At 71.5% G+C, this 22,364-nt stretch carries 16 protein-coding genes; 4 read left to right on the forward strand and 12 right to left on the reverse strand.

The genetic code is table 11. From position 1 onward, the window contains the following. Positions 1 to 27: 27 nt before the first annotated feature. Together ACFVX6_RS00970 and ACFVX6_RS00975 are read right to left on the reverse strand one after the other, a co-directional pair. Positions 28 to 453, reverse strand: coding sequence for a hypothetical protein (locus tag ACFVX6_RS00970; RefSeq protein WP_389686602.1), 426 nt, complete (start codon positions 451 to 453; stop codon positions 28 to 30). Then, complete coding sequence (locus tag ACFVX6_RS00975; RefSeq protein ID WP_389686604.1) at positions 450 to 1,661, reverse strand: molybdopterin-dependent oxidoreductase; 1,212 nt, start codon at positions 1,659 to 1,661, stop codon at positions 450 to 452. Before ACFVX6_RS00975 ends, ACFVX6_RS00970 begins: the two co-directional genes overlap by 4 nt. 114 nt (positions 1,662 to 1,775) lie before the next feature. On the opposite strand from ACFVX6_RS00975, the gene ACFVX6_RS00980 reads away from it, so the two are divergent. Next, the gene (locus ACFVX6_RS00980) at positions 1,776 to 3,203 is read left to right on the forward strand and encodes a glycosyltransferase 87 family protein (protein WP_389686606.1); all 1,428 of its coding nucleotides are present in this window, start codon (positions 1,776 to 1,778) and stop codon (positions 3,201 to 3,203) included. Here the strand turns inward: ACFVX6_RS00980 and ACFVX6_RS00985 are convergent. Further along, positions 3,176 to 4,021 (reverse strand): chitosanase, encoded by an 846-nt coding sequence (locus tag ACFVX6_RS00985; RefSeq protein ID WP_389686608.1) that lies wholly within the window; start codon positions 4,019 to 4,021, stop codon positions 3,176 to 3,178. The two genes, ACFVX6_RS00980 and ACFVX6_RS00985, sit on opposite strands and share 28 nt — an antisense overlap. Before the next feature lie 362 nt (positions 4,022 to 4,383). Here ACFVX6_RS00985 and ACFVX6_RS00990 point away from each other — a divergent pair, with 362 nt between their 5' ends. Next, the gene (locus ACFVX6_RS00990) at positions 4,384 to 4,599 is read left to right on the forward strand and encodes a hypothetical protein (protein WP_389686610.1); all 216 of its coding nucleotides are present in this window, start codon (positions 4,384 to 4,386) and stop codon (positions 4,597 to 4,599) included. A gap of 30 nt (positions 4,600 to 4,629) precedes the next feature. Here the strand turns inward: ACFVX6_RS00990 and corA are convergent, their stop codons facing one another. The 3 genes from corA to ACFVX6_RS01005 all read right to left on the reverse strand — a co-directional run bounded on the left by corA (position 4,630) and on the right by ACFVX6_RS01005 (position 7,265). After that, the gene (gene corA / locus ACFVX6_RS00995; protein WP_389686904.1) at positions 4,630 to 5,718 is read right to left on the reverse strand and encodes a magnesium/cobalt transporter CorA; all 1,089 of its coding nucleotides are present in this window, start codon (positions 5,716 to 5,718) and stop codon (positions 4,630 to 4,632) included. A gap of 157 nt (positions 5,719 to 5,875) precedes the next feature. Further along, positions 5,876 to 6,268 carry a molybdopterin-binding protein gene (locus ACFVX6_RS01000; protein WP_389686612.1) on the reverse strand — a complete coding sequence of 131 codons (393 nt, stop codon included), beginning with the start codon at positions 6,266 to 6,268 and terminating at the stop codon, positions 5,876 to 5,878. 100 nt (positions 6,269 to 6,368) lie between these two features. Continuing rightward, positions 6,369 to 7,265, reverse strand: coding sequence for a LysR family transcriptional regulator ArgP (locus ACFVX6_RS01005; protein ID WP_389686614.1), 897 nt, complete (start codon positions 7,263 to 7,265; stop codon positions 6,369 to 6,371). Positions 7,266 to 7,335: 70 nt separating this feature from the next. Between ACFVX6_RS01005 and ACFVX6_RS01010 the strand changes: the two genes are divergently transcribed. After that, the gene (locus ACFVX6_RS01010; protein WP_389686616.1) at positions 7,336 to 7,971 is read left to right on the forward strand and encodes a LysE/ArgO family amino acid transporter; all 636 of its coding nucleotides are present in this window, start codon (positions 7,336 to 7,338) and stop codon (positions 7,969 to 7,971) included. Here the strand turns inward: ACFVX6_RS01010 and ACFVX6_RS01015 are convergent. Together ACFVX6_RS01015 and ACFVX6_RS01020 are read right to left on the reverse strand one after the other, a co-directional pair. Further along, a complete protein-coding gene (locus ACFVX6_RS01015) occupies positions 7,937 to 8,506 on the reverse strand; it encodes a universal stress protein (protein ID WP_389686618.1) in 570 nt (189 codons plus the stop codon). The two genes, ACFVX6_RS01010 and ACFVX6_RS01015, sit on opposite strands and share 35 nt — an antisense overlap. Continuing rightward, positions 8,503 to 8,655: a hypothetical protein gene (locus ACFVX6_RS01020; protein WP_389686620.1), complete on the reverse strand. Its 153-nt coding sequence runs from the start codon at positions 8,653 to 8,655 to the stop codon at positions 8,503 to 8,505. Before ACFVX6_RS01020 ends, ACFVX6_RS01015 begins: the two co-directional genes overlap by 4 nt. A gap of 230 nt (positions 8,656 to 8,885) precedes the next feature. Between ACFVX6_RS01020 and ACFVX6_RS01025 the strand changes: the two genes are divergently transcribed. Further along, positions 8,886 to 9,959 carry an NUDIX domain-containing protein gene (locus ACFVX6_RS01025; protein ID WP_389686622.1) on the forward strand — a complete coding sequence of 358 codons (1,074 nt, stop codon included), beginning with the start codon at positions 8,886 to 8,888 and terminating at the stop codon, positions 9,957 to 9,959. Positions 9,960 to 10,039: 80 nt separating this feature from the next. Here the strand turns inward: ACFVX6_RS01025 and drmB are convergent, their stop codons facing one another. The 4 genes from drmB to ACFVX6_RS01045 are packed head-to-tail and all read right to left on the reverse strand — an operon-like array spanning position 10,040 to position 21,844. Next, positions 10,040 to 11,905 carry a DrmB family protein gene (gene drmB, locus ACFVX6_RS01030; protein ID WP_389686624.1) on the reverse strand — a complete coding sequence of 622 codons (1,866 nt, stop codon included), beginning with the start codon at positions 11,903 to 11,905 and terminating at the stop codon, positions 10,040 to 10,042. Beyond that, the gene (locus tag ACFVX6_RS01035) at positions 11,902 to 15,165 is read right to left on the reverse strand and encodes a helicase-related protein (RefSeq protein WP_389686626.1); all 3,264 of its coding nucleotides are present in this window, start codon (positions 15,163 to 15,165) and stop codon (positions 11,902 to 11,904) included. Before ACFVX6_RS01035 ends, drmB begins: the two co-directional genes overlap by 4 nt. Beyond that, the gene (locus tag ACFVX6_RS01040; RefSeq protein ID WP_389686628.1) at positions 15,162 to 17,081 is read right to left on the reverse strand and encodes a UvrD-helicase domain-containing protein; all 1,920 of its coding nucleotides are present in this window, start codon (positions 17,079 to 17,081) and stop codon (positions 15,162 to 15,164) included. The genes ACFVX6_RS01035 and ACFVX6_RS01040 overlap by 4 nt, the downstream gene beginning before the upstream one ends. Next, a complete protein-coding gene (locus ACFVX6_RS01045) occupies positions 17,078 to 21,844 on the reverse strand; it encodes a sacsin N-terminal ATP-binding-like domain-containing protein (RefSeq protein WP_389686630.1) in 4,767 nt (1,588 codons plus the stop codon). The genes ACFVX6_RS01040 and ACFVX6_RS01045 overlap by 4 nt, the downstream gene beginning before the upstream one ends. Positions 21,845 to 22,364 lie beyond the last annotated feature (520 nt).

Consider the following 22,364-nt stretch of genomic DNA (forward strand, 5'->3'; position numbering starts at 1 on the left):
AGGGGCAGCGGCCGGCACCACGCCGCGTCACCCGTCGCTTCGCGCGCCGGCTCCGGAGGAACGGGACCGGGAGCGCCGCCACCGACCGGCGACCGCCGCGGCCCCGGCGGCCACCGCCACCGCGGCGAGCACCAGGAGCAGGTTCCGTCCGTACGGCAGCGGCAGGGCCGACGGGTTCGGCGGCGTCCCCGGCCGCAGCAGCAGGGGCAGGGTGACCAGGACCAGCACGCCCGCCGTCAACAGGGCTCCCCGTACGAGACCCCGCGCGGGCACGGCGGCGACCGCGAGCCCGGCCGCCAGGACGAGGGGCGCGATGATCCCGTCGTGCAGGACGACCGCCCCGGCCATCCACACCAGTACGTCGAGGGGATCGGGCAGGTCCGCCAGCATCCGGCCGCCGATGGCGATCAGCAGCAGCCCAGCGGCGCCCAGGAACAGGCGCAGGCCCTTCACAACACCTCCAGCAGGGTGACCCACTTGGTCTGCAGAACTCCGGGCCGGTTCGGTGCGATGATGCGCGCCGGGTAGCCGTGGTCGGCGGTCAGGACCTGGCCGTTCAGTTCCAGTGCGAGCAAGGTCAGCGGGTCCTCGGCGTAGTCCCCGCCCATGTCCATCACCCGGTACGCGCCGCCCGTTTCCAGCGAGGTGACCCTCAGCCCGGCCCCGGCAGGGGCGCCGGCCCGCGCCATCAGGTCGCGGATCCGGACTCCGCTCCAGCGCGCTTCCACGCTCCAGCCCTCCACGCACGCGATCGGCAGCCGTGCCTGCGCCCGGGGCAGGGTGTGGAGTTGAGCGAGCGTCAGGGTGTAGGGGGTGGGGCCCCGCACCTCCAGCCGCCAGTCCCGTACCGCCCGTTCGGTGATGCCGGCCGCCGCGGCCGTGCGGTTGACCGGGAGCCCCTGCGGTCCGTGGTCGGGGTGCCGGGGTGCGAGCAGGTCGAGACGCTTCAGCGGGGTGAAGGACTGTCCGACGGTGGTGAGGGTGACGGCTCCGACGGCCGCGCCGACGCCGAGCATCAGGGAACGCCGGTCCGGGCCGTCCTGGGCGGGGAGTCGGAGCGTTCCTGGTGAGCGGCGGCTCCAATGGGCCCTGATCTCGGGCGCTTTGACGGCGAGGTGCAGGAACAGCGAGCCGGTCACCACCCAGGCGAGTGCGAAGTGCGTCTGGATGAAGCCGAACGGCCAGGGGTACCACTCGGCGATGTTGAGGAGTCCGGTGAAGACCTGGAGGACGGCGGAGGCCACGAGCACCGCCACCGACAGGCGTTCCAGCCCGTGCCGGACGCCGCGCACCGGGGGCCACACGAACAGCCTCGGGTACACCGTCCACAGTTTCGCCAACAGCAGCACGATCGCCGCGAGCCCGGTGGCGATGTGCAGGCCCTGGCTGAGCCGGTAGCCCCAGACCGGGCGGCTGGGCAGCGAGTCCGCGGCCCAGCCGGGCGGGTGCTGGAGGTAGTGGCTGATCAGGCCGGTCAGGAAGCAGACGGCGAAGGCCGCGCCGAGCCAGCGGCCGAGGGAGGTGGCGGTACGGGCGTCGTGCAGGCGGCCGCCGAAGGAGGGCGGCCGGAACGGGAAGCGGGAGGCGGGTTCCGGGGGAGCAGGCGGTGGTGGCGACACCGGCGGAGGCGGCGGCGCGGACGGAGGTACGGGCGGAGTCATGCCCTCCATGAGAGCGCCGCCGGGCCCCGTACGGGCGGCCCGACACCTTACGAAACGCGGACGCCGGGCCGGGTCGCCCGCCCGGCGGCGCCCCGCGCTGCCAGGCTGGCCCGTATGGACCACCCCCGCGCCCGGACCCTCCTCACCATGCTGCTGCTCGCCGCGCTGACCGCCGTTCTCGTGCCCGCCGTCCGCGAGGAGGGCTACTTCGCCGACCCGGCGCGGCTCACCTGGTGGTACGCGGCCGCCTGGACGCTGTTCGGCGCGGCCGCCTGGTCGCTGCGGCGGGTGCCGGAGCGGTACGTGGTCCCCCTCGTACTGGCGGGTGCGCTGGCCGTCTGTGTGGCGGGGCTCGCCGGGCCGCCGCTGACCAGCACCGATTCCTTCCGCTACGCCTGGGACGGGCGGGTGCAGGCCGCCGGGATCTCCCCGTACGACCACGCCCCCGTCGATCCGGCGCTGCGCGCCCTGCGCGACGACTGGCTGTTCCCGCGCGGCGCGGCCGCCTGCGCCGGGCCCGACCGGGTGGGCATCGAGCCGGGGGTGTGCACCCGCATCAACCGCCCGTCCGTCCACACCGTCTACCCGCCCGTCGCGGAGGGGTACTTCGGGCTGGTCCACGCCCTGTCCCCGGCGGGCGTGCGGCACAAAGCCCTGCAAACCGGAGGGGCCCTGCTGGCGCTCGCCGTCACCGGGGCGCTGCTGCTGGTCCAGCGCCGCCGGGGCGCGCGGCTGCGTACCGCCGCGTACTGGGCCTGGTGTCCGGCGGTGGCGGTGGAGGCGGTGAACAACGCACACGTCGACGTGCTGGCCGTCCTGCTGTCGGTGGCGGCGCTGGGGGTGGTGGTGCGCCGACGCGCCCTCGGCGGCGCCCTGTTCGGGCTGGCGATCGCGGCGAAGCTGCTGCCCGCCGTGCTGCTGCCGGGCGCGCTGGCCGGCGTACGGCGGTGGCGGGACGCGGCGGCGCTGCTGCTGCCCACGGCCGCGGTGGTGGGCCTGGCGTACCTGCCGTACGTGTTGGTCTCCCGCGCATCGGTCTTCGGTTACCTGGGCGGCTACGCCGAGGAGGAGGGGTACGAGGACCCGGGCGCGGGCGGCCGCTACGCGCTGCTGCGCCTCGTGCTCCCGGACTCCTGGTCGGTACCCGCCGTCGCGGTCGGGATGCTGGCGGTGACGGCGTACGTCTGGCGGCGCGGGGACCCCGGGCAGCCGTGGAGCGCGGCGCTGTCGGTGACGGGCACGGCGTTCCTGCTGATGACCCCGGGATACTCCTGGTACGCGCTGCTGCTGATCGCACTGGTGGCGCTGGACGGCCGCGCCGAGTGGCTCGGGGTGGCGGCCGCCGGGGCGGCGGCGTACGTCTCGGTGCGCGCGCTGGGCGGGGCGACGATCCCGGTGGCGTACGGGCTGGCGGGCGCAGCCGTGCTCGTGGGGTGGGCGGTGCGACGGCGGGCGGCGGCCCGGGGAGGGAGGGGAGTTCGCCCCGGACCGCCGCCTCACGCTCCTCGGAGCGGTCAGCCGATGTGGAACGGGTCCCCGTAAACCTTCCAGTCCAGGGGGGTGTTGAGGTTGAGGTTGCCCTTCTTGACCCACACCCGCTGGGCCGTGTCGACGCGGCTGGTGTCGCTGTGCGCCTCCTCCTGCTTCATCGCCCAGACCCGGGCGTCGAGGAAGGCGTTGAGCCAGGTCGTCTCGTTGCCGCCCTGGGCCGGGGGCTTGGCCTTGGAGAGGGCGCGCTTGCGGATGTTGCGGAAGCTGGTGGAGTCGTCGCCGTCGCCGTGCATGACGATGGCGTCGTAGTAGGTGAATTGCCCGAGCACGCCGACTCCGTCGGACTTGCCCTGCTTCACGGCCGGGTTGAAGTAGACGCGGTCGCGCTCGTGGTCCTGGGCCTTCTTGAAGTCGGAGTCAGAGGCCGCCTTCACCCAGTCCTTGGTGAAGTTGGGGTCGAGGCCGGCGTGCGAGTCGCTGCCGTCGACCTTCCGCAGGGCGGGGAGGTACTTGGCGAGCACGTTGCCCGGCTTGATCTGCGTGTAGTACTCGACGAGTTCGAGCATGTCGTGGGTGCCGGAACAGAAGCCGATGATGCCGGCCGTGTAGCCGCGGCCGTCGTCTATGTCCTCGATGTACTTGTACTGCGCCTTCCAGTTCAGCGAGGAGTTCTCGGCACTGGAGACGATCTGCATGGCGATGTCCTTCTTCACCGGATCGTCGAGTCCGACGGCGGCGGCCGTGACCTGCGCGGAGGCCGGCGCCGCGGCGGGGGCGGCGGCGGTCGCGTGGGCGGTGACGGGCACGGCGAGAAGGGCGGCGCCGAGCAGGGTACTTACGGCCAGTCGCTTGCGGTGGGGGGTGAACACAGTGCCTCCATGAGGGAGTTGATGCTCGGGCGACTTCGTTAGGAAACTTTACTACCAGAAGTCCCGCCACCTCAAGAGCCCCGCACGACCCGCCCCGGCCAGACGGCGTTCGACACACTCACCTCTGGTGTATGAGAGGCCGTCCCGGGCAAGGTGACGCAAATGCGGCCGATTCTGGTCGCTGGAAGCTCATATGCGCCATCAGCAGCAAGCGCGGGGCAACCGCGCGGGAACGCGAGCACGACGCAGGAATACGGCAGCGGCCGCGCCCTGCCCGCGCTGCGGGCCCTGGTCGGAGCCACCGGCACGGTGATCGGCGTCGACGTCACGCACGCCATGCTCACGGCCGCCGCCCTGCGCGAGTGGGCCCGCGTCACCGCCCCCGCGGGGAACTGTCGCTCTTCCACCCCTCCGGCCGGGCGGAGCGCGCGGCCCGCCACGGGCGCGCCGTCAGCCCCGCCGAGCCCGGCGACTTCACCGCCGAACCGAACCTCCGCCCCGCCCTCGAAGCGGCGGGCCGGCACGTGGCCACGTACGAGGACGCCCCCACCCGCTTCCTGACCCGCGCCACCCGCTGACCGGGCGGGGCGGGGGGGCGCTCAGCGGAGCTACAGCCAGCCGTTGCGCCGGAAGCCCCGGTGGATGACGAAGCACGCGACGGCCATCACGCCGAGCACGAGGGGATACCCGTAGGTCCAGTGCAGTTCGGGCATGTGCTCGAAGTTCATGCCGTAGACCCCGCAGACCATCGTCGGAACGGCGACGATGGCCGCCCACGCGGTGATCTTGCGCATGTCCTCGTTCTGGGCGACGGTCACCTGCGCGAGATGGGCCTGCAGTATCGAGTCCAGGAGGGCGTCGTACGCGGCGATCTGGTCGGTGGCGCGGGTCAGATGGTCGGCGACGTCACGGAAGTACGTGCGCATCTCCGGCGGGATGACCGGTATCGGCTGCGTGCTCAGCTGCTGGAGCGGGCGGCTCAGCGGGGCCACCGCCCTGCGCAGTTCCAGCAGTTCGCGCTTGAGCTGGTAGATCCGGCCGGCGTCCCCGCGGCCGCCGTGCTCGCTGAAGACCATGGTCTCGACGTCGTCTATGTCGTTCTGCACCGCATCCGTGACGGCCACGTACTCGTCGACCACGTGGTCGGCCAGCGCGTGCAGGACGGCGACCGGCCCCTTGGCCACCTGCTCGGGGAGCGCCTCCAGCTCCTCGCGGACCGACCCCAGGGTGCCGCGGCCGCCGTGCCGGATGGTGATGACGAAGTCGGTGCCGGCGAAGGCCATGAGTTCGCCGGTCTCCACCACCTCGCTGGTCGCGGTCAGTTCCTCGTGCTCCACGTACCGCACCGTCTTGAACACGGCGAAGAGGGTGTCGTCGTAGCGCTCGATCTTGGGCCGCTGGTGGGCCTGGACCGCGTCCCCGACGGCGAGCGGGTGCAGGCCGAGCAGCTCGGCGAGCCCGGCGAACTCCTCCTGGGAGGGCTCGTGCAGTCCGATCCAGACGAAGCCCTCGCCCGTCTTGCGGACCCGGCGCAGCGCCTCGCCCACATCGGCGTGGCCGTGGCCGTCCTGGCGCACGCCCTCCCGGTAGACGATGCAGTTGACGACGGCGCTGCCGAGCGGGGAGCGGGCCGGGTGACTGAGGTCGACGGCCCGCCGGTAACTGCGGCGCACGGCCCGGCGCAGGTTGCTGAACATGGACAACGGACGTACTCCCCTTCGGCGGATCAGCGGCCAGTGTGCCACCGGCACGCGGACCCCATGAACGCCCGACCCTCGGACCCGACCCTCAAGCCCGACTCCCGGGCCCGACTCTCGGGCTCGGCCCTCGGGCTCGGCCCTCGGGCCCCTGCCCTCAGGCCCGGTCGATGAAGACGCTCGTGGACTTCACCCGCGCCGTTGCCCTCGCTCCGACCTCCAGGCCGAGTTCCTCCACGGCCTCCCGGGTCAGCAGCGACACCACTCGGTGCGGTCCGGCCTGAATCTCCACCTGCGCGTCGACCGTGCCCAGTTTCACGCCCGTCACGATGCCGGCGAAGGCGTTGCGCGCCGAGGTGTACGGGGCCGCCTCGCCGTCGCCGCCCTCCTGCGCGACCTCCACGCAGAACGCGGCGAGGTCCGGCCCGTCGACCATCCGCCGGGTACCGTCCCGATGCGTCGGGAACCTCTCCGCGTCGGCCCACCGTCGGGCCGTGTCTACGCTGACGCCGAGCAGCCGCGCCGCCTGGCCGATGGTGTAGGACTCCATCCCCGCAGCCTAAGCCCTCCCCCGGCCGGTCCTCGCAGGCCAAGGGGCCCGGCCCCGGCCCGCACAAGATCCCCGCGGGGTCCGGTCCGAAGGGGCCGTCCTAGCGGAGCGCCCAGGCGGCCGCCCGCGCGACCGCCTCCGCCACCATCGACAGCGCGGGCGAGTCCAGCTTCCACTGCTGCCAGTACAGCGGGATGTCCAGGCTCCGCCCGGGCGCGATCACCACCAGCTTCCCCGCCTCCAGCAACGGGTCGGCCTGCACCATCGGCAGCAGCGCCCAGCCCAGCCCGGCGACCGCAGCGTCGCAGAACCCCTCCGACGTCGGCACGTAATGACGTACGGCGGACGCCCTGGCCGCCGCGTCCCCCGTCAGCACCCGCACGAACTCGTCCTGGAGCAGGTCCAGCCGGTCGAACACGACGACCGGCGCCTTCCGCAGGTCCCGCTCCACCGCGTCCCGCAGATGCCGCGCCGCGAACTCCGGGCTCGCCACCGGCAGGTATCGCACGAGCCCCAGGCTGCGCACCGTGCACCCCGCCACGGGCACCGGCTGCGAGGTGACCGCCGCCATCACGCGCCCGTCCCGCAGCAGTTCGGTGGCGTGCGCCTCGTCCTCCCGGTGCAGTTCGAAGCAGACCGGCGGATCCTGCGGCACCCCCGTCAGCGCGGGCAGGAACCAAGTGGCCAGCGAGTCCGCGTTGACCGCGATCGGCAGCCGCACCGGGCCCAGGCCCTCGGCCATGCCCAGCTCGGCCCGCGCGTCGCGCTCCAGCCGGACGAGCTGCCGCGCGAAGCGGACGAGGACCTCCCCCGACTCGGTCGCCCGGACGGGCTTGGTCCGCATCAGCAGCACCCGCCCGGTCCGCTGTTCCAACGCCTTGACGCGTTGGCTGACGGCGGAGGGGGTCACGTGCAGGGCGGCGGCCGCCGCGTCGAAGGTGCCCTCGTCGATCACCGCGAGCAGGGTCCGCACCTGGTCCACAGGCAGCTCATCCATCACAGCAGCTAATGCTAGGTAAGAATCTTTAGCTGTACTCCTCGCCGCGCCGCTGCCTACGGTCGAAGACATGACACACGGCATCATCCCGGCGGGCCTCGCGGGCTTCGGCACCGGCCTTTCGCTCATCGTCGCCATCGGCGCCCAGAACGCCTTCGTCCTGCGCCAGGGCGTGCGCCGCCAATCTGTCCTCGCCGTGGTCGCCATCTGCGCCCTCTCGGACGCGGCCCTGATCGCCCTCGGCGTGGCCGGCGTCGGCGCGTTCGTCACCGCCTGGCCGCCCGCCCTCACCCTCGCCGGACTCGTCGGCGGCGCCTTCCTGATCGGCTACGGAGCCCTGGCCGCCCGCCGCGTGCTGCGCCCCGACCCGGGCGCCGCCCTCACCGCGGACGCCACCGGCCGGGCCGCCGGCTCCGCCGCCACCCGCCGCGCCGTGCTGACCTGCCTGGCCATGACCTGGCTCAACCCGCACGTGTACCTCGACACCGTGCTGCTGCTCGGGTCCATCGCCGCCGGCCGCGGCGACCTGCGCTGGGCCTTCGGCGCCGGGGCCGTCCTGGCGAGCCTCGTCTGGTTCGGCGCGCTCGGCTACGGCGCCCGGCTGCTCAGCGGCCCGCTCGGCAAGCCCGCGGCCTGGCGGGCCCTGGACGGGCTCGTCGCGGCGACCATGGTCACGATGGGCGGCCTGCTCCTCGCCCGGGCCTGAACCCGGGCGCGCCGGGCTCCGGGCTCCCGGGCCTCGCGATCCCCGCCGCGCCGGCCCCGAAGTCCGCGGGCACGGCCCGGCGCAGCCGCCTCAGCCAGGCGCCCGGCAGCACGGGCCCCGGCACGGTCAGCACCGGGCACACCGCGCGTCCGCGCAGCCGGCGTGCCACCCGGCCCCCGGAGCGGCGGCCGGGCCGGGCTCCGACGACGAGCAGGTCGTCGGGTCGTCCGGCCAGCTCGCACAGCGTCCGGCCGGGATCGCCCCGCAGCACGTGCCGGCGTACGACGGGCACGCCCGCCGGGTCCCCGCCGAAGGCCTCCTCGAAGGCCCGGTCGAGGGTCGCGGCGGCCTCCGCCTCCCACAGTGCGGCCCACGTCCGGTCGGGGAAGCGGGCGAACATCCCTTCCCCCTCGGGCGGCGACCAGGCCACTGCGGCCACCAGTTCCCGCCCTCCGAGCCGTGCCTCCCGGGCCCCCGCCCGCAGGGCGGCGAGGCTGCCGAGGGAGCCGCTCACCCCGACCACCACGCGACTCATCGGCTCGGTTCCCGCACGGCCCTGACCAGCCCGTGGACCCACTCGCGCAGCACCGGAAGGGCGGGCAGCCCGGCGCCGGACCGCCGCTCGTGGCGCTGCTGGAGGGCCCGCTCGGCACGGTCGCTGAGGACGGTGTACTCGCTGGACATGAAGATTTCCTTCCGCCGGGCACCAGACCAATTCCCGTGCACCGACCTCCAGTCTGGAGGCCAATTGGCCTGCCCAGCAGGGCCAATTCCGCACATCTGGTCTGCCGTGGTCCCCCGAGGTCCACCCCATGGACACGCCCCGAGTGGGTACGGATCACCGTGTCCGCAGTCTCGTACCCCACCTCGTACCCCACCTCGTACGGCCTTTCCCCGCACCACCAGGAGCCCCCGTGCCGGATCAGCCCCCGACCCCTCCCCCCTCCGCGTCCCCGTACACCGACTCGGTCCGCGCCTACTACGCCGCCCAGCCCTCGCCCCTCGTCGCCGCCACCGGGATCGTGCTGGATCCGCGCGGGCGGGTCCTCGTCCTCACCACCTCGTACAAGGCGGAGCCGGAGCTCCCGGGTGGAGGCGTGGAGGACACCGAGACCCCGGAAGAGGGGCTGGCCCGCGAACTCAAGGAGGAGCTGGACCTGAGCGTGCCGGTCGGGCGGCTGCTCGCCGTGGACTCCCGCCCGCCGGGGCCCCTCGGCCGCTCCCTCGTCGTCCACGTCCACCTCGTCGGCCCGCTCACGCCCGAGGAGACCTCCGCCATCTCCTTCCCGGACGGGGAGGTCACCGAGGCGCGCTGGCTCACCCCGGAGGAGGCCTACGAGGCCCTGGGCACCCGGAAGGGATCCCGCCTGCGCGCCGCCCTGGCCGCCCTGTACTCCGGCTCCCTCGCCCACCTGATCGACGGGGTGCCGCAGCCCGGCTCCCCGGCCGGCCTCGACCCTGCGCGCCGGGCGGAGCTGGAACACGCGGGCGCCTACGACACCGCCGGCCACCGCGCCGCCCGCCCCAAGGCCCTCACGGCGGCGAGCGTGCTGTTCACCGACTCCGCGGGCGGGGTCCTGCTCGTGCGGCCCGCGTACGGCGATCCGGACCACTGGAACCTGCCCGGCGGCGGCATCGACAGCGACCTCGGCGAGATCCCGCGCACCGCGGCCCGCCGGGAGGTCCTCGAAGAGCTAGGCCTCGACCTGCCCCCGGGCCCGCTGCTCGCCGTCAACTGGTCCCACCGGTCCGGCTATCCGGCCCGCGTCCGCTTCCTCTACGACGGCGGCACCCTCGACGCCCCCACCCTGGCCCGGATCCGCCTACCCGGGACGGAGCTCCTCGAATGGCGTGCGGTCCCCCCGTCCGAACTCCGCCGCTTCACCAAACCGGCGCTCCGCCGCCAAATCGAAGCCTCCCTCACGGCCCGCACCACACCGGGCGGCCCCTTGGAACTTCACCACGGCCGCCCGGTACAACCCCACTGACCACCCGACGGACCAATCGGGTCGTGCCCCGCGCCGGTGCGGGAGACATTGCCTCCCGCACCGGCGTCACCGCCCGTTGCTCACTGGTCGAGCAGGTGGGAGAAGAAGCCGATCGACGGGTCTTCAGGCGTGCCGACGAGGAGGGCCCGGTCCAGCAGACCGTTGTTGTGCTCGCAGCTCGTCTCCGGGAGCATCACGCAGGCGTGGCAGGCGGCCAGGTTGGTCCCGCCCGCTCCGGACGTCTCGGTTTCGAGGCAGAGCGGGTCGGCAGAACACCATTCGGCACGGTGGACGGCCGAGCGCACGGCCTGGGCAAGACGGTCGCTCTCGCCTTGGGCGACCAAGCCGCCAAGACTGCCCGCCGAGTCACTGGTGGCCGTGTAGATCAGCACGCCCGCCATCTCGTCGCTCGAGTAGATCCGCTCGCGAAGCGAGGCTGCAGGATAGCCCGCGTCCAAGCTCCATTCGTTGATCATCACGTGCGCGAAGGTGTGCAGCAGGGCCATGCGCGGAGTGGCGGGAGAGGTCGGCACTCGGGCTGGGTCGGAGGCCCTGTTGTCGAGGACCAGCTGGTGCCGCACCCTCATGCGTTCCACGCGGTGGGCGACGGCGGGCAGTTCGGCCCAGGCGTCGACCCTCTCCTCGTCGAGCCGGAGGAAGACTCCCTCGCCGTGGACCACCATGGCGGGCAGCCAATCGGTGCGGGCGAGGGACAGCTTCGCCTCGTGGCCCTCGGAAGAGGTCTCGGGGTCGATGACCCGGGTGAATGCCTTGAGGGCGCGGACCTCTCGAAGCTTCTTCACCAGCATCGGGGAGACCAGGCCCAGGCCGGCCAACGGCTTTCCGTCACCGGTGGGGAGCTCGCAGACGAACTGCTCGGTGTGGTGGCCGGAGTCCTCCGGATTGCCCGTGCACAGCCGTTCGTACTCCAGGTCGCGCAGAGCCCGGTAGCGCCTCTCCTGGTCAATGTGGGGCTCGTCCTCTCCGGTGAGATCCTCGGCCTCCATCGCCTTGAGGAGTTCCATGACCTGCTCGGGGCTCACCGGAGCAGGGGCGTTCGGGAAGATGTACTTCAGGTGGATCTCGATCTCGGCGGGAGTGGAGCAGGAACGGAGGTCGTCCCAATGCCCGTTCAGCGCACTCAACCGCGTGTCGCTCCACGGTGGGATGGACAGGGCCGAGCGGAGCACCGGCTGCCACACCGAGGAGGAACCACGTTGGAGGGTCCGCGGCTGCTGGGAGCAGGGCTCGTCGGCGGCATTCTTCAGCCAGGGGCGCTTGCCCTCGCAGCGGATCTTCAGATCCTTGAGTGCTCCGCGCCGGAAGGAGCCCTCCATGGACACCTCCGGCACGCCGCAGGAGCAGGAGAGCACCACCGAGCGGAGCGAAGAGGTGCGGCCCGAGGAGTGCAGGCTCATCCGACCGCCGCAGAGGCCGGCCTCGCCATCGGCCCGTCGCCCCCGGTGCAGCCACTTCCAGTACGGGAAGTCGGCGATGTGCCCGTCCTCGCAGGCGACCACGAAGCGGGAGGGAACCAGGGGTTCGGAGCACGCCGCGCACTCGTTGCGTCCGGGTGGTGAATTGAACGTGCGCACGTGGTCCAGGGCGTGGCACTCGGGGCAGTGGTGCCACAAGGGGAAACGGCGTACCCGAATGCCGTCGCGGCTGGCGTCGCCGGAGGCGGGCGGGAGGCGGAACCGCCGTACGCCCAGCACCCGGGCGAGACGCGGCTCCTCGATGACCGGCGCTTCGTCGCGGGGCCACTGTGCCGCGGCTTCGTCGATGCCGCAGACGATGAACGACTCCTGGTCCACGGCGATCAGCGATCCCACGCCGTAGGTGGTGATGGCCTGGGCCCTGCGGACCGCACCGCGGCGCGGCAGGTTGCGGGCCGGAGTGGTGGAGCCGTCGGTACCACGTCGACGGCGGGACGGGGGCGGTGTCATCGCGATGCCTCCATGAAGAGTGCGGACTCGGCGTCGACGTCGCGGAGGGACCACAGGGTCTCCCACGCCTCGACGTCCTCCAGGGCGTCGTTGTAGGGCTTGAGCAATGAGGCAGCCCTGCGTCCGCGCTTGGGCTCGTAGTACAGGCCACCGTGCGCCTCGGCCTCGTCGCACCACCAGTCGACGAACTCGTCGAAGGCGGCGGCCACGTGCGAGACCTCCTTTGCGGCCGTCTCCGCCGGAGAGATCTGCGCGACCCGCTCGAGGATCGCCGGGCGGATCTTCTCCCGCAGTTCGTCCAGGAAGTGGTCGATGTTCCCGGCGGCGTCGTCGGCGCGAGCGGCCGGGATCAGGATGCGGGCCAGGGCGACGATCACCGCGTGCAGTCCACGCTCGCGCGCCCGGGCCGAGAACGGGGTCACCGACGTCGACTCGACTTCGCGGTAGAGAGCGGAGTGGAAGTGCTGGAAGTTCTCGTAGTGGGAACGATCCCGGGAGCGGCCCGCGTTGAGCATCACCGCCACGAGGCCCGGGTGAGCGCGGCCCACGCGGCTGGTGGCCTGGATGTACTCGGCGGTGGTCTGCGGCTGGCCCATGACGGCCATCAGGCCGAGCCGGTTCACGTCCACACCGACGGCGATCATGTTCGTGGCCAGCAGCACGTCCACCACGTCGCCTCCCGGCAACCGCCGCTCGATCTGTTTCAGGCGGGTCGGGATGTCGCTGGCGTCGACCCGGCTGGTCAGCTCGGAGTAGTTGCCGACGGCGCGGGGGTCGCATTGATCGCGTTCGGCCAGGTGCTCCAGGTAGGCCACGACGTCGTCGTGGACCTGGAGTTCGGCGGCCGACAGTAGGCGGAGGCTGTTGAAGTAGCCGACCAGCGTCCAGTAGGCGTCGCGCACCTCCTGCGTGGTCTCGGCCCTCATGGCCTGATGGAGCAGGGTGGCGTAGGTGCGGATCAGCAGGGTGGACTGGCTGGTGCCGGGGGCGAGCAGCCCCATGTACCGGCGGGACGCCTTGTCGCCGGCGGGGGTCTCAACGGCGAACCACGAGTCGCGGGAATCCAGGCCGGCGGGCGGGAACTGGCGCACTTCGCGGGCGAACAATGCCTTGCCCTGGTCGGCGGCGCGGCGGATCGTCGCGGTCGAGGCGATCACCTTGGGGCGCTCGGCGAGCATGTCGACGGCCGTCTCGTACAAGCCGGTCAGGGTACCCAGCGGGCCGGAGATCAGGTGCAGTTCGTCCTGCACGATCAGCTCCGGGGGCGGGGTGTCGTCCTCGCGGTCCTTGTTGAAGAGGGCAGCGGTCTGCGCGCGCCACGGCATCGAGGCGAACTTGTCCACGGTGGCGATCACCAGAGTGGGTCGAGCCCGGTACACGTCCTCGTCGATCAGGTGCACGGGCAGCCCGCCGGAGAACACGCAGTCCGTGCCGGGGCAGCGCACATTCATCCGCTTGGGCCCCTCGTAGATCGCGTAGTGGTGTGCGTCGAGGGCCGTCCCGCACCACGGGCAAGCGTGCAGCTGGACCGGGTTCTCCTTCTGGAGCACCTGGCCGGAGCAGGCGGCACGGAGCTGCGAGGCGGCGACCTCCAAGGTGTTCGGGGTGCTGGAACGCCCCACCCACATACCGATGGAAAATTCCTCGGAGCCGAGATCTGCCGGGTTCTCGCGCCGCATCTGCTCCATGGCGCAGATCAGGATCGCGGCACGCTCGAACTGCTGGAGGGTGAGCAGGCGCAGCGTGTACCGCATCAAGACGGTGACGCCGCCGCCGTCCGCGCCGCGCCGCATCCTGCGCAGGAAGGCGGTCAGTGCGATCAGACCCAGGTAGGCCTCGGTCTTGCCGCCACCGGTGGGGAACCACAACAGGTCCGACACGCCCCGGTCGCGGTGATCCGGGTCGTCCACGCCGGCCAGGCACAACAGCACGAAGGCGATCTGGAAGGGTCGCCAGCGGGCGGAGGCCAGGTCCGGTTCGCCGACCTTGCCCTCCTTGACCCAGTCGCTCCGGGCCCGCTGGGTCGCCATCGCCCGGTTGGTCAGTCGGAACGCTCGCATCAGGTCCGGCTTGTCGCGCAGCAGGGCGATACCTTCCCGGATCCGGCGCAGTGCCTCCTCGCAGGACTCGACCTGGGCCGCCGCGGTCTCCTCGTACGAGGTGCCGGCGAGCGCGGCCGCTTCGATCCGCTTGCGTGCGATCCACTGCTCGTAGCCTGCGGCCAGACCTTCCAAGGCCGTGATCACCTCGGCGTCGAGGGCCTCGGCAAGGCCGAGCATGGTGAGGGCGCCGGCATCGATCTCCGTGTTGGAATCGGTGAGCAGCACCTCGTGCGTGGGCACGAATTCGGTGCGCACCTCGGCCACGCCCGCACGCTCCACGTCGGTGAGTCCGACCGGAGGCGGGGTCCAGGCCCACACCGCCGCGCAGCCGTGGCCGGTGGCGAAGGTGGGGGCGTGCCGGTGCAGCAGCCGGCTGGTCTCCAGCTCGGGGTCCGTCGAGGACAGGGCGGTGGGGCGTTCCACGAACGCGCTCGACCCGTTCGCGGCGCGGACTGTCAGCCCTGTCTGGAACAGGGCGAAGGCGTCCTGGAGTTCCCGCTCGCCCACCTTCTGGATGTTGATCAGGGTGACCGTGACGGTGACCGTCCCGGTCCCGGTCGACGGACGCCGTACGTTCACCTCGAGCCTGACCTTGCCGGTGACCAGGTCCTGTGAGGCGCCGCGCCCCGGGTACGTCACGTCGACCGTGGTGTCGGGCAGGTCCAGCTCCACTCGGCGCCAGCGTTCCCGCTGGTCAGAGGTGGTGCGGGCCTCGCTGCGTTGGGCGGATACCTTACGACCCTCGGCGTCCTCCGGCTCGTACACGGCAGCGTGCGCCGAGACCACGATCTCCCGACATACGCCGAGGTCGACGGCAAAGGTCAGACCGGCCGTGGACGGGCGCCGGTCACCGGCGTTGGGTCGCTCGGCGGCGGACCCGGACTCCTCGATGCTGTCCGACCGCGTGGCGGGCTCTTCGTCCAGGCCTTCCTCCTCGGCGGCGTCCTCCTGGAGACGAAGACCGGCCCCTGTGTCCGCCGGGCGCGGAAAGAGCGTCCCCACGGGGTAGCGGGTGATCGGGGCGTCCTGCTCCAGCACCTCGGCACGGTCCTCGGCCGAGGCGTCGGTGTCGGGTCCGAGCAGCTCCCGACGGACCCTGGCCACCAGGTCCTCGCGGACCTCGTAGTGTGCGGCGTGCCGCCCTGCATGGATGGTCATTCCTGCTCCTCCTCGACCCCGGCGGAATGCCGGAACCGTCCGATACCGCTGATGCGTGGGGCGATCCACACTCCGTGGTCGCCCAAGCCCGCGTTGGCCCCGGCGGCAGTGCTGCCCGCGACCGACTCAAGGCAGTCGATCCGCAGGCCGGAGATCTCCTGCGGCCACCGGATCTCCCAGCTCGTGCCGACCTTGAGGACGGAGTGCAAGGCACTCCTGAACACCTCCGACGCGTCGCCGATCTCCCGCCCCTCGTGAAGCAGCGCGTACCGCGGGCTCTGCTCGGGACCCATGGGGAGGGTGTCGCGCAACCGGAACGTCACCGCGTCCCCCGGACGCACCCGCTCCAGCAAATACGTCTGGGCACCGAGGGCGTCGTTCGGGGCATCGGCGGGCTCCAGCGCGGATACGTCGCCCGCCCGCACCTCGACGCCGTCGCGCCGCCACTTGTGGCGCTGATTCGGAACCCCCCGGTACCAACGGCGGCTCTGCTGGTGCTTGAGCACCGTCGCCGTGTCCGGCGCGGCCACCCGGTACAGATCCTCGCGGGCCCTGGTCATGGCCACGTAGAGCGCGCGCGCCTCTGCCGGCACGTCGAGGTCGTCGGTGCGGCGGCGCAGCTCGGGCACCGTCGGCGGGGTGAGCAACACCACCCGGTCGAACTCCAGGCCCTTGGCCCGGTGCACCGTGGACACGACCAGCCGGGCCTGTTCCGGGTCGGCAAGCTCGTCCGGGAAACGGCGCTCCGCCACCAGTTTGCGCAGCCGCGTCACATCGAGCGTGCCCCGACCGGTGCCACGCGCCGCCACGCGCAGAGCCCGCCAGACCCGGCCCGGTTCGGTGCCTTCGGGCAGTGGCATCCCGGCGAGCAGCTCGCGCAGCCGCTCCTCGGTGAGCGTGGCGGCCTCGGTGCGGCGCAGCACCTCGGCGACCCAGGACGGCAGCGGTCGGTCCTGGAGCGAGCGCCTCAGTGCGTGCCCGACGCCCTGATGGTGCAGCAGTTCCGAGACGAGCAGTGCCTGCCGGTTGTCTCGGGTCAGGATCGCGCACGTGCCGGGGAAGGACCGCAGGGAGTCCAGGGTGAACGAGTCGGAGAGCGATCCCAGGTCGGGGAGGTCGAGCAGCAGTTCGCGCAGCTCCCCGTGGAGCCGTTCGGCCGCCGCGTCCGCGCCTTCCGGGGCACTGCCGATGCCCTGTACGGCGGGGCCGAGCGGGAGCGCGCTGCGCGCTTCGGGGGTGAGGGCCCGGAAGTTCCGCGTCAGTCTCAGCTCCGTCAGGTCATCGGAGTACGAGGTGCGCACCCAGCGGAGGAACAGGTCGGCGCGATCGGCGTACTCGTCGGGATCCTCGATCTGGAAGTCGTAGATCGCTTGGGCGGAGTCCCCGACCAAGGTGAACCCGCATGAGTCCTGGAGCCGGTCGAGGAGCGACTCCACCATCTCCCGGCGCGCGCCCACCAGGTCCTGTACTTCGTCGATGATCACGTGCGCGGGCGGGCCGGACTCCAGCTCGTTCAATGCACCCTTCTCGATCGCGCCGGTGGCCGCTCGGATGCGATCGTCGAAGGAGGACGCCGACCATTCCCCGTCCGGGTACGCCTGCACCAGCAGGGCGTAGGCCCAGGAGTCGAAGGTCTGCACCCGGACCCGCCGGGCCGCGTGGTCGCCGAGCCGGGCGATCCGGTCCCGCAGTTCACGGACCGCGGCTCGGGAGAAGCTGAGGACCAGCAGTTCGGAGGCTTCCACGGCCTCGTCCGGGTCGACGTGTCCGATGAGCGCCTCCATGCGGCGCACCAATGTGTGGGTCTTGCCCGAACCCGCTCCGGCGGTGACCAGCAGGGCGGTGTCCCAAGGCTGGTCCACGACTGCCTGCTGCTCGGAGGTGAGGACGGGGCCGTCCTCGGAGGAGAAGGTCACTTCTTGCTCCACAGGTGCTCGAACTTGGCGAAGGCGAGGGCGGTGTCGAAGTTCCGGATGTTGTCGCGGACGTTGAGGATCAGGCAGGTGTCCTCGCCTCCGTTGCGGGGGCCGCGCAGACCACGTCCGATCATCTGCTGGTACACGTTCGGGCTGTAGACCGGCCGGGCGACGACCACCGCGCGGGTGGCGGGGGCGTCGAAACCCTGGGTCAGCACCCCGTAGTTGGTGAGGACCCGTACCCGGCGGTCACGGAAGTCCCGTACGCGGGCGCGGCGGTCGTTGTCGGAGGTGGTGGAGTCCACCGAGGCCGCGTTGATCCCGCGGTCCTTCAGCCTGGCCGCCAGGTACTTCGCGTGTTCCACCGACGTGGCGAACACCAGCACCGGCCAGTCCTCGGGCATCGCCGCGATCTCCGCCACGATGCGGCGGCTGCGGTCGTGGTCGTCGGCCAGCCGCTGCTCGGCGGCCTTGGACAGCAGGCTGAACTGCTCCGCGCTTTCCCGTTCCTGGCGGGACAGCTCGATGGTGCCGCCGGTCAGCTCCCGGTGCTCGACCTGTGCCAGTACCCCCAGGTCCTGGAGGTGACCGTAGGCATCGTCGGAGGGGAAGACGCCCTCGTCCAGTCGACGCGCGCCGAACCGGTTGACCAGACGGCGGGTCTCTTCCTCGTTGTGACCGCGGAACGGGGTGGCGGTGAGGCCCAGCAAGTGTCGCTCGGTGCGGTGCTGGGTCAGGCCGAGCAGGGTCAGGATCTCGGTGTAGCGCGGGCTGGTCGCGACGTGGGCCTCGTCCACCACGACCAGCGCCGCATCCCGAAGCCAGGTGTACCGGTCGTTGTCCAGGCAGACCTGGAGCTTGGCATCGGTGGCCACGACGAGCTGCGGACCGTCGGCGACCGGGGCCGCCTCGTTCGAGCTCCACAGCCGGTTGATCGTCAGCGCGGCCTGTGCGCCGACCTTGTTCCAGACGAACTGCCAGCTCTGGACGGCCTGTTCGCACAGCTCCTCGGTCTGGGCGATCCACAGGATCGGACCCTTGAGTTCGCCGGCCTGCTTCACCCACCGGATGACGGCCTCGGCGGTGACGCGTGTCTTGCCGGCTCCGGTGGGCAGCGACAGCATGGCGCGCTGCGGGGTCAGCCGGTCCAACATCTCGAAGATGTTGAGGGCAAGTCGCTCCTGGTATTCGTGCAGGCGCGGGAAGTCGCGGGGGCCGTCCACCGTCAGGCTCTGTTCGAGACTCGGCGCCCGATATCCGGCGAAGGTCGCGGGCAGACCGAGGTCGGCTACGAAGGAGACCGCCGCCGAGCCTCCGGTGTAGGACGACGGGGCGCTCGGGAAGCGCTCCTGGATGTCGCGGGTGTGGGTCTTGAGCACGGTGTCGCCGTGGGCGTTGAACGCCATCTGCGCGATCCGGTGCCCCGTGGGCTCCTCCCCGGCCAGCTCCTGGCGCTCGGCTTCCATCAGCCCGACGGGCAGTCGGTCGCGCAGGGCCTCCGCGCCGATCAACAGCTCCAGCTTGGCCGTCACGTCCCCGGCCCCGCGGATCGCCTTCAGCGCGGACCTCACCTTCTCGTCCTGCTCCTGACGGACCTGGGCGTCCAGGACGGCACGGCAACCGGCCTCGCCCATCCGCAGACCCAGCTCGCGGTCCACGCCCCGGAGCGTGCCGAGTCGGTCCAGCGAGTCCACGACCTTGATCACGTTGCCCTGACGGGCGCTCTCCAAGGACTTCGCCCGCGCCCCGTGCGGAGTACGGACGACCTGCTCCAGCGTGGAGCAGCGCAGCAGGGAATACGTGCCGACCGAGTTCCCCATCTTCTGGCGCAGCGTCGGGAACTCCTCGGACAGCGGGACCGCCTCCACGGTCGACTCGTGCCGGGTCTCGCGGCTCACGACGTCGTCGTGGCGCAGCATGCCCCACTGCTCGACCATGAGGTCGGCGGACTCTTGATCCGGCATCAGCAGTGCAGGTACCCGCTCGCCCCGCAGTGAGCGGTACTCCTCCGGGTTCGCGGCGACGGCGATCTCACCGTCCTCCCTGGTGTCCCAGGCGTCGCCGATCCGGCAGCGGGTCAGGGATCCTTCGGGGAAGTCGATCTCCAGGCGGGTCAGCAAGGCGTACGTGGACCCGATGAAGGCGTCGTCCTCCCCCTCTTGGAGCTTCTCGAGCAACTGTTCCCACTGACGGGGACGGACCTTCTCGACGCTGTCCGCGAGACCCAGCTTGCGAGCCTTCTCCCTGCTGATCGAAGCCACCGGGAGCACCTCGCGGTAAGCGTCGAGCTGCGGGCCGACGGCCTCTTTCAGGGGCTTGACGCCCTGCGAGGTCGCGATCAGACCGTGTCGGGAGAGCATCCATCGGATCGGGGACTGGACCGGTCGCCGCGTGCCGGCCTGCACGCCGATCTGCAGCGTCCAGTTCTCGATCAGAGCTTCCTCGGGCAGCGCCTCGAGGAAGGCCGCACGGGCCTCCTTCGAGAGCCTCGGGAGCAGGTGCAGCGGTCCACCGACGGGAGCACCCTCGATCCTGGTCCTGGCGAGGGTCGGTCGGCTGGCACGGTCGTCGAGCGTGCGGCAGTAGACCGCGTGCCGGCTCTCCCGGTACTCCTCGAACCAGGGCTCAGCCTCGGGCTTGTGGCCGGCCGTGGGGCGGTCCCGCAGGCCCGACTCACGGAAGAAGCCCACGTCGTCGGAGTGGAACCGAAGGTCCACCGCGATCCCGGGGTCGCTCTCCGCGGTGACGACGACGCCCGGCAGCATGCAGTCGCGCATGGTGTGGAAGCGGCCGTCCGCCGTCCGCACCATCAGGGTGTCCATCGGCACCGGTACCCGCTTGGTCACCTCATGGCCCACCACGGAGGCGCCCGCCCGATGGAACAGCTCCCAGAACCGGTTCCACTCCTGCGGTCCGTACGAGGCGAAGCCCTGGTCGAGGATGCTCACGAAGCGTCCCCGGACGTCGGCCTCCTGGATGCCGAGGGTGGTGAGGGCGGAGGAGAGCGACGGATCGTCGGACAGGGCACGGTCGACGTAGACCAGCGACTCCCGCAGACCGTCCTCCTCGGCGCGCCGATACACGACGCCGCCCACCGGGGCGACCAGGCCGTGCTCCTCGGTGAGCACGATCTTCGCCGTGCGGGCCTCGGTGGCGCACGGGGCCTCCGACGCGATCATGTCGGCCACGATCCGGATCGCGGTCTGCGAAGCCTTCGCCGAGCCGTCGGAGACCAGCGCCTCCAGCCACTCGACGACCGAGGCCCGCCGGCGCCCGGCCGCGGCCAGGATGTGCTGGATCTTGCCCGATCGCAGCTCGGTGGCCTCGGCCGACGGGTGCACCCAGTCGCGGGGCCGCCCGTCGTACGAGTGCCAGGTCCGAAGCCACCGGTTCTGCGATGTGGTGTCCTTCCCCAGGTCGGGGTTGATGTTCAACTCACCGGGGGTGCGCAGGATTCCGTCCTGGTCCGGCAGCGACGGACGCACCACGGTGGCGGCCCAGATCTGTTCGGTGAGCAGGCGGTCCGCCCAACTGATGACCTCAACGCCCTTGGCGCGCCCGGGCAGCAGCGGGAGGTAGGCGCCCGGGTCCTCGGCAGGGGCGAGTTCGGGCAGCGAGTCGACCACGAGACGGGCCGCAACCTGGATCATCTCGACGTTGAAGGGTGAGGAGTCCAGCAGGTTCTGCCTGTCCTCGTTGGTCTTCCAGGCGCCGTTCAGGATGCCGCTGAGGGTCATCTCGTACTTGGTGGGAAAGAAGGACCAGAACCTGCCCCGTCCACGGGCATCGGTGGCGCCGAGCAGGCCGGTGCGTTCGCCCTCCCGGTACGCGGGGACGGCCCAGGCCACATCGATGGACAGCCGGTCATGCAGTTCGCCGGCGTCGCGGCGAGCGGCCTCCGTCGGTTCGTGCAGGTGGCTGAAGACCCGCCACTGCGAGGTGGCCGGCGGCTTGCCGACACGCTCCTCGTGGATCGTGCGCAGGCTGCCGTTGCTCTCGCCGCGCAGGGCCCGGCGTGCTTTCGGGCGGGGGCGGCGGTCCTCCAGGACCACCTGGCCCACGTGCGGGGAGAACAGGTGGAAGCCGGACGGGAACTCCTCGCGGCTCTCGTGGCCGGCCACGCCCTGATGCCCGTGCATGTCCTTGCCGAGCCGGTCGGCGGCACCCGGCAGCAAGGGCAGACGTACGACCGTGGTGGCCCACTCCAGTAGTTCGTCCAACACCTGGTCCCGGAGGCGTTCGGCCGCCATGTCCAGCTCGCGCGCCATGCGCAGCACGGGCGCCTCGAACTCCTCGCCGTGCCGCTCACGCACACCGGGCACGTTCCGAATCAGCTCGTGCGACCAGGCCCGATCGAAGCCGAAGCTGCCGGTGCGGCTGAAGAACTCGGGGGCGTCGGTCACCACGAGGACCGACTTGACTCCGACGCCGAACCGGCCGATCTGCCCTCCGCGCTTGCTCGACGTGCTCATGCGCAGGATGGTCTCCGCACCTTCGGAGGTCACCGGGTTTCCCTGGTTGGCGCAGTACAGGTGGGTGTCGGTGAGCACGACGTGGATCCGGCCGTCGGGATCGTCGCGGATCTCGTCGGCGGCGTTCTGGACCAGCTCGAAGAGCTGACGGTCGCCGTAGCCGCCCTGCGTGATGCGGCGCTCGCCGTTGGCGTGCTCGGGGATCAGGCCCGGGTCGACACGGTAGGTCTCCAAGACGCGGAGGGACTGCTCGACGACGGTGCGGACCACGGGGTACTGCGGATCGGCCACGGAGGGTTCCACTTCAGGACGAAGGGGTGGACAGGGAGGGGCGACGGGTCGGTGCTGTCACCAGGCGAACTGCACGGCGAACGTAACGGTGGCGACGCACTGACGGCCGCTCGGGTTCCACATCGGGGCGGTGACGACGGTGCGCATGATGTCGGGCAGGGGCTTCTTCGAGGACACCTGGGTACCTGCACTTTCGCTTTCACGGGAATGTTCGCGAGGAAATGATGCGAGGTGGTGCGGGGTGACGTAAGGAGGAAACAGGCCCTTGCGGAAATGCATGGCGGAATTCCGGCGAACAGGCAAGGAAATGAAGTGCCTCCGACATACGGGGCAGTGCGTCGTGCAAATGTTCCCGGCCGCGCCATGGGTGGGCCCGAGCCTACAACTCTCCACCCCCCACCGCGTGTTGCAGGAGAAGGAAACCACAACCGATACGGGAGAGGTCGGCCATCGCGGTCGATTCCGCAACTGCCAAGATCCGACTCAACCATGCGTTCCCACCGGAACGCAAGATGCTCTT

It is taken from the genome of Streptomyces sp. NPDC058289, from assembly GCF_042880975.1.
Lineage (GTDB): Bacteria > Actinomycetota > Actinomycetes > Streptomycetales > Streptomycetaceae > Streptomyces > Streptomyces stoeckheimensis.

Coding starts and splice junctions, on each gene's coding strand:
- corA (WP_389686904.1), bottom strand. CDS start 5,718: ATGTTCAGCAACCTGCGCCGGGCCGTGCGCCGCAGTTACCGGCGGGCC.
- ACFVX6_RS01035 (WP_389686626.1), bottom strand. CDS start 15,165: ATGACCATCCATGCAGGGCGGCACGCCGCACACTACGAGGTCCGCGAG.
- drmB (WP_389686624.1), bottom strand. CDS start 11,905: ATGACACCGCCCCCGTCCCGCCGTCGACGTGGTACCGACGGCTCCACC.
- ACFVX6_RS01020 (WP_389686620.1), bottom strand. CDS start 8,655: ATGTCCAGCGAGTACACCGTCCTCAGCGACCGTGCCGAGCGGGCCCTC.
- ACFVX6_RS01015 (WP_389686618.1), bottom strand. CDS start 8,506: ATGAGTCGCGTGGTGGTCGGGGTGAGCGGCTCCCTCGGCAGCCTCGCC.
- ACFVX6_RS01000 (WP_389686612.1), bottom strand. CDS start 6,268: ATGGAGTCCTACACCATCGGCCAGGCGGCGCGGCTGCTCGGCGTCAGC.
- ACFVX6_RS01005 (WP_389686614.1), bottom strand. CDS start 7,265: ATGGATGAGCTGCCTGTGGACCAGGTGCGGACCCTGCTCGCGGTGATC.
- ACFVX6_RS01010 (WP_389686616.1), top strand. CDS start 7,336: ATGACACACGGCATCATCCCGGCGGGCCTCGCGGGCTTCGGCACCGGC.
- ACFVX6_RS00980 (WP_389686606.1), top strand. CDS start 1,776: ATGGACCACCCCCGCGCCCGGACCCTCCTCACCATGCTGCTGCTCGCC.
- ACFVX6_RS00975 (WP_389686604.1), bottom strand. CDS start 1,661: ATGACTCCGCCCGTACCTCCGTCCGCGCCGCCGCCTCCGCCGGTGTCG.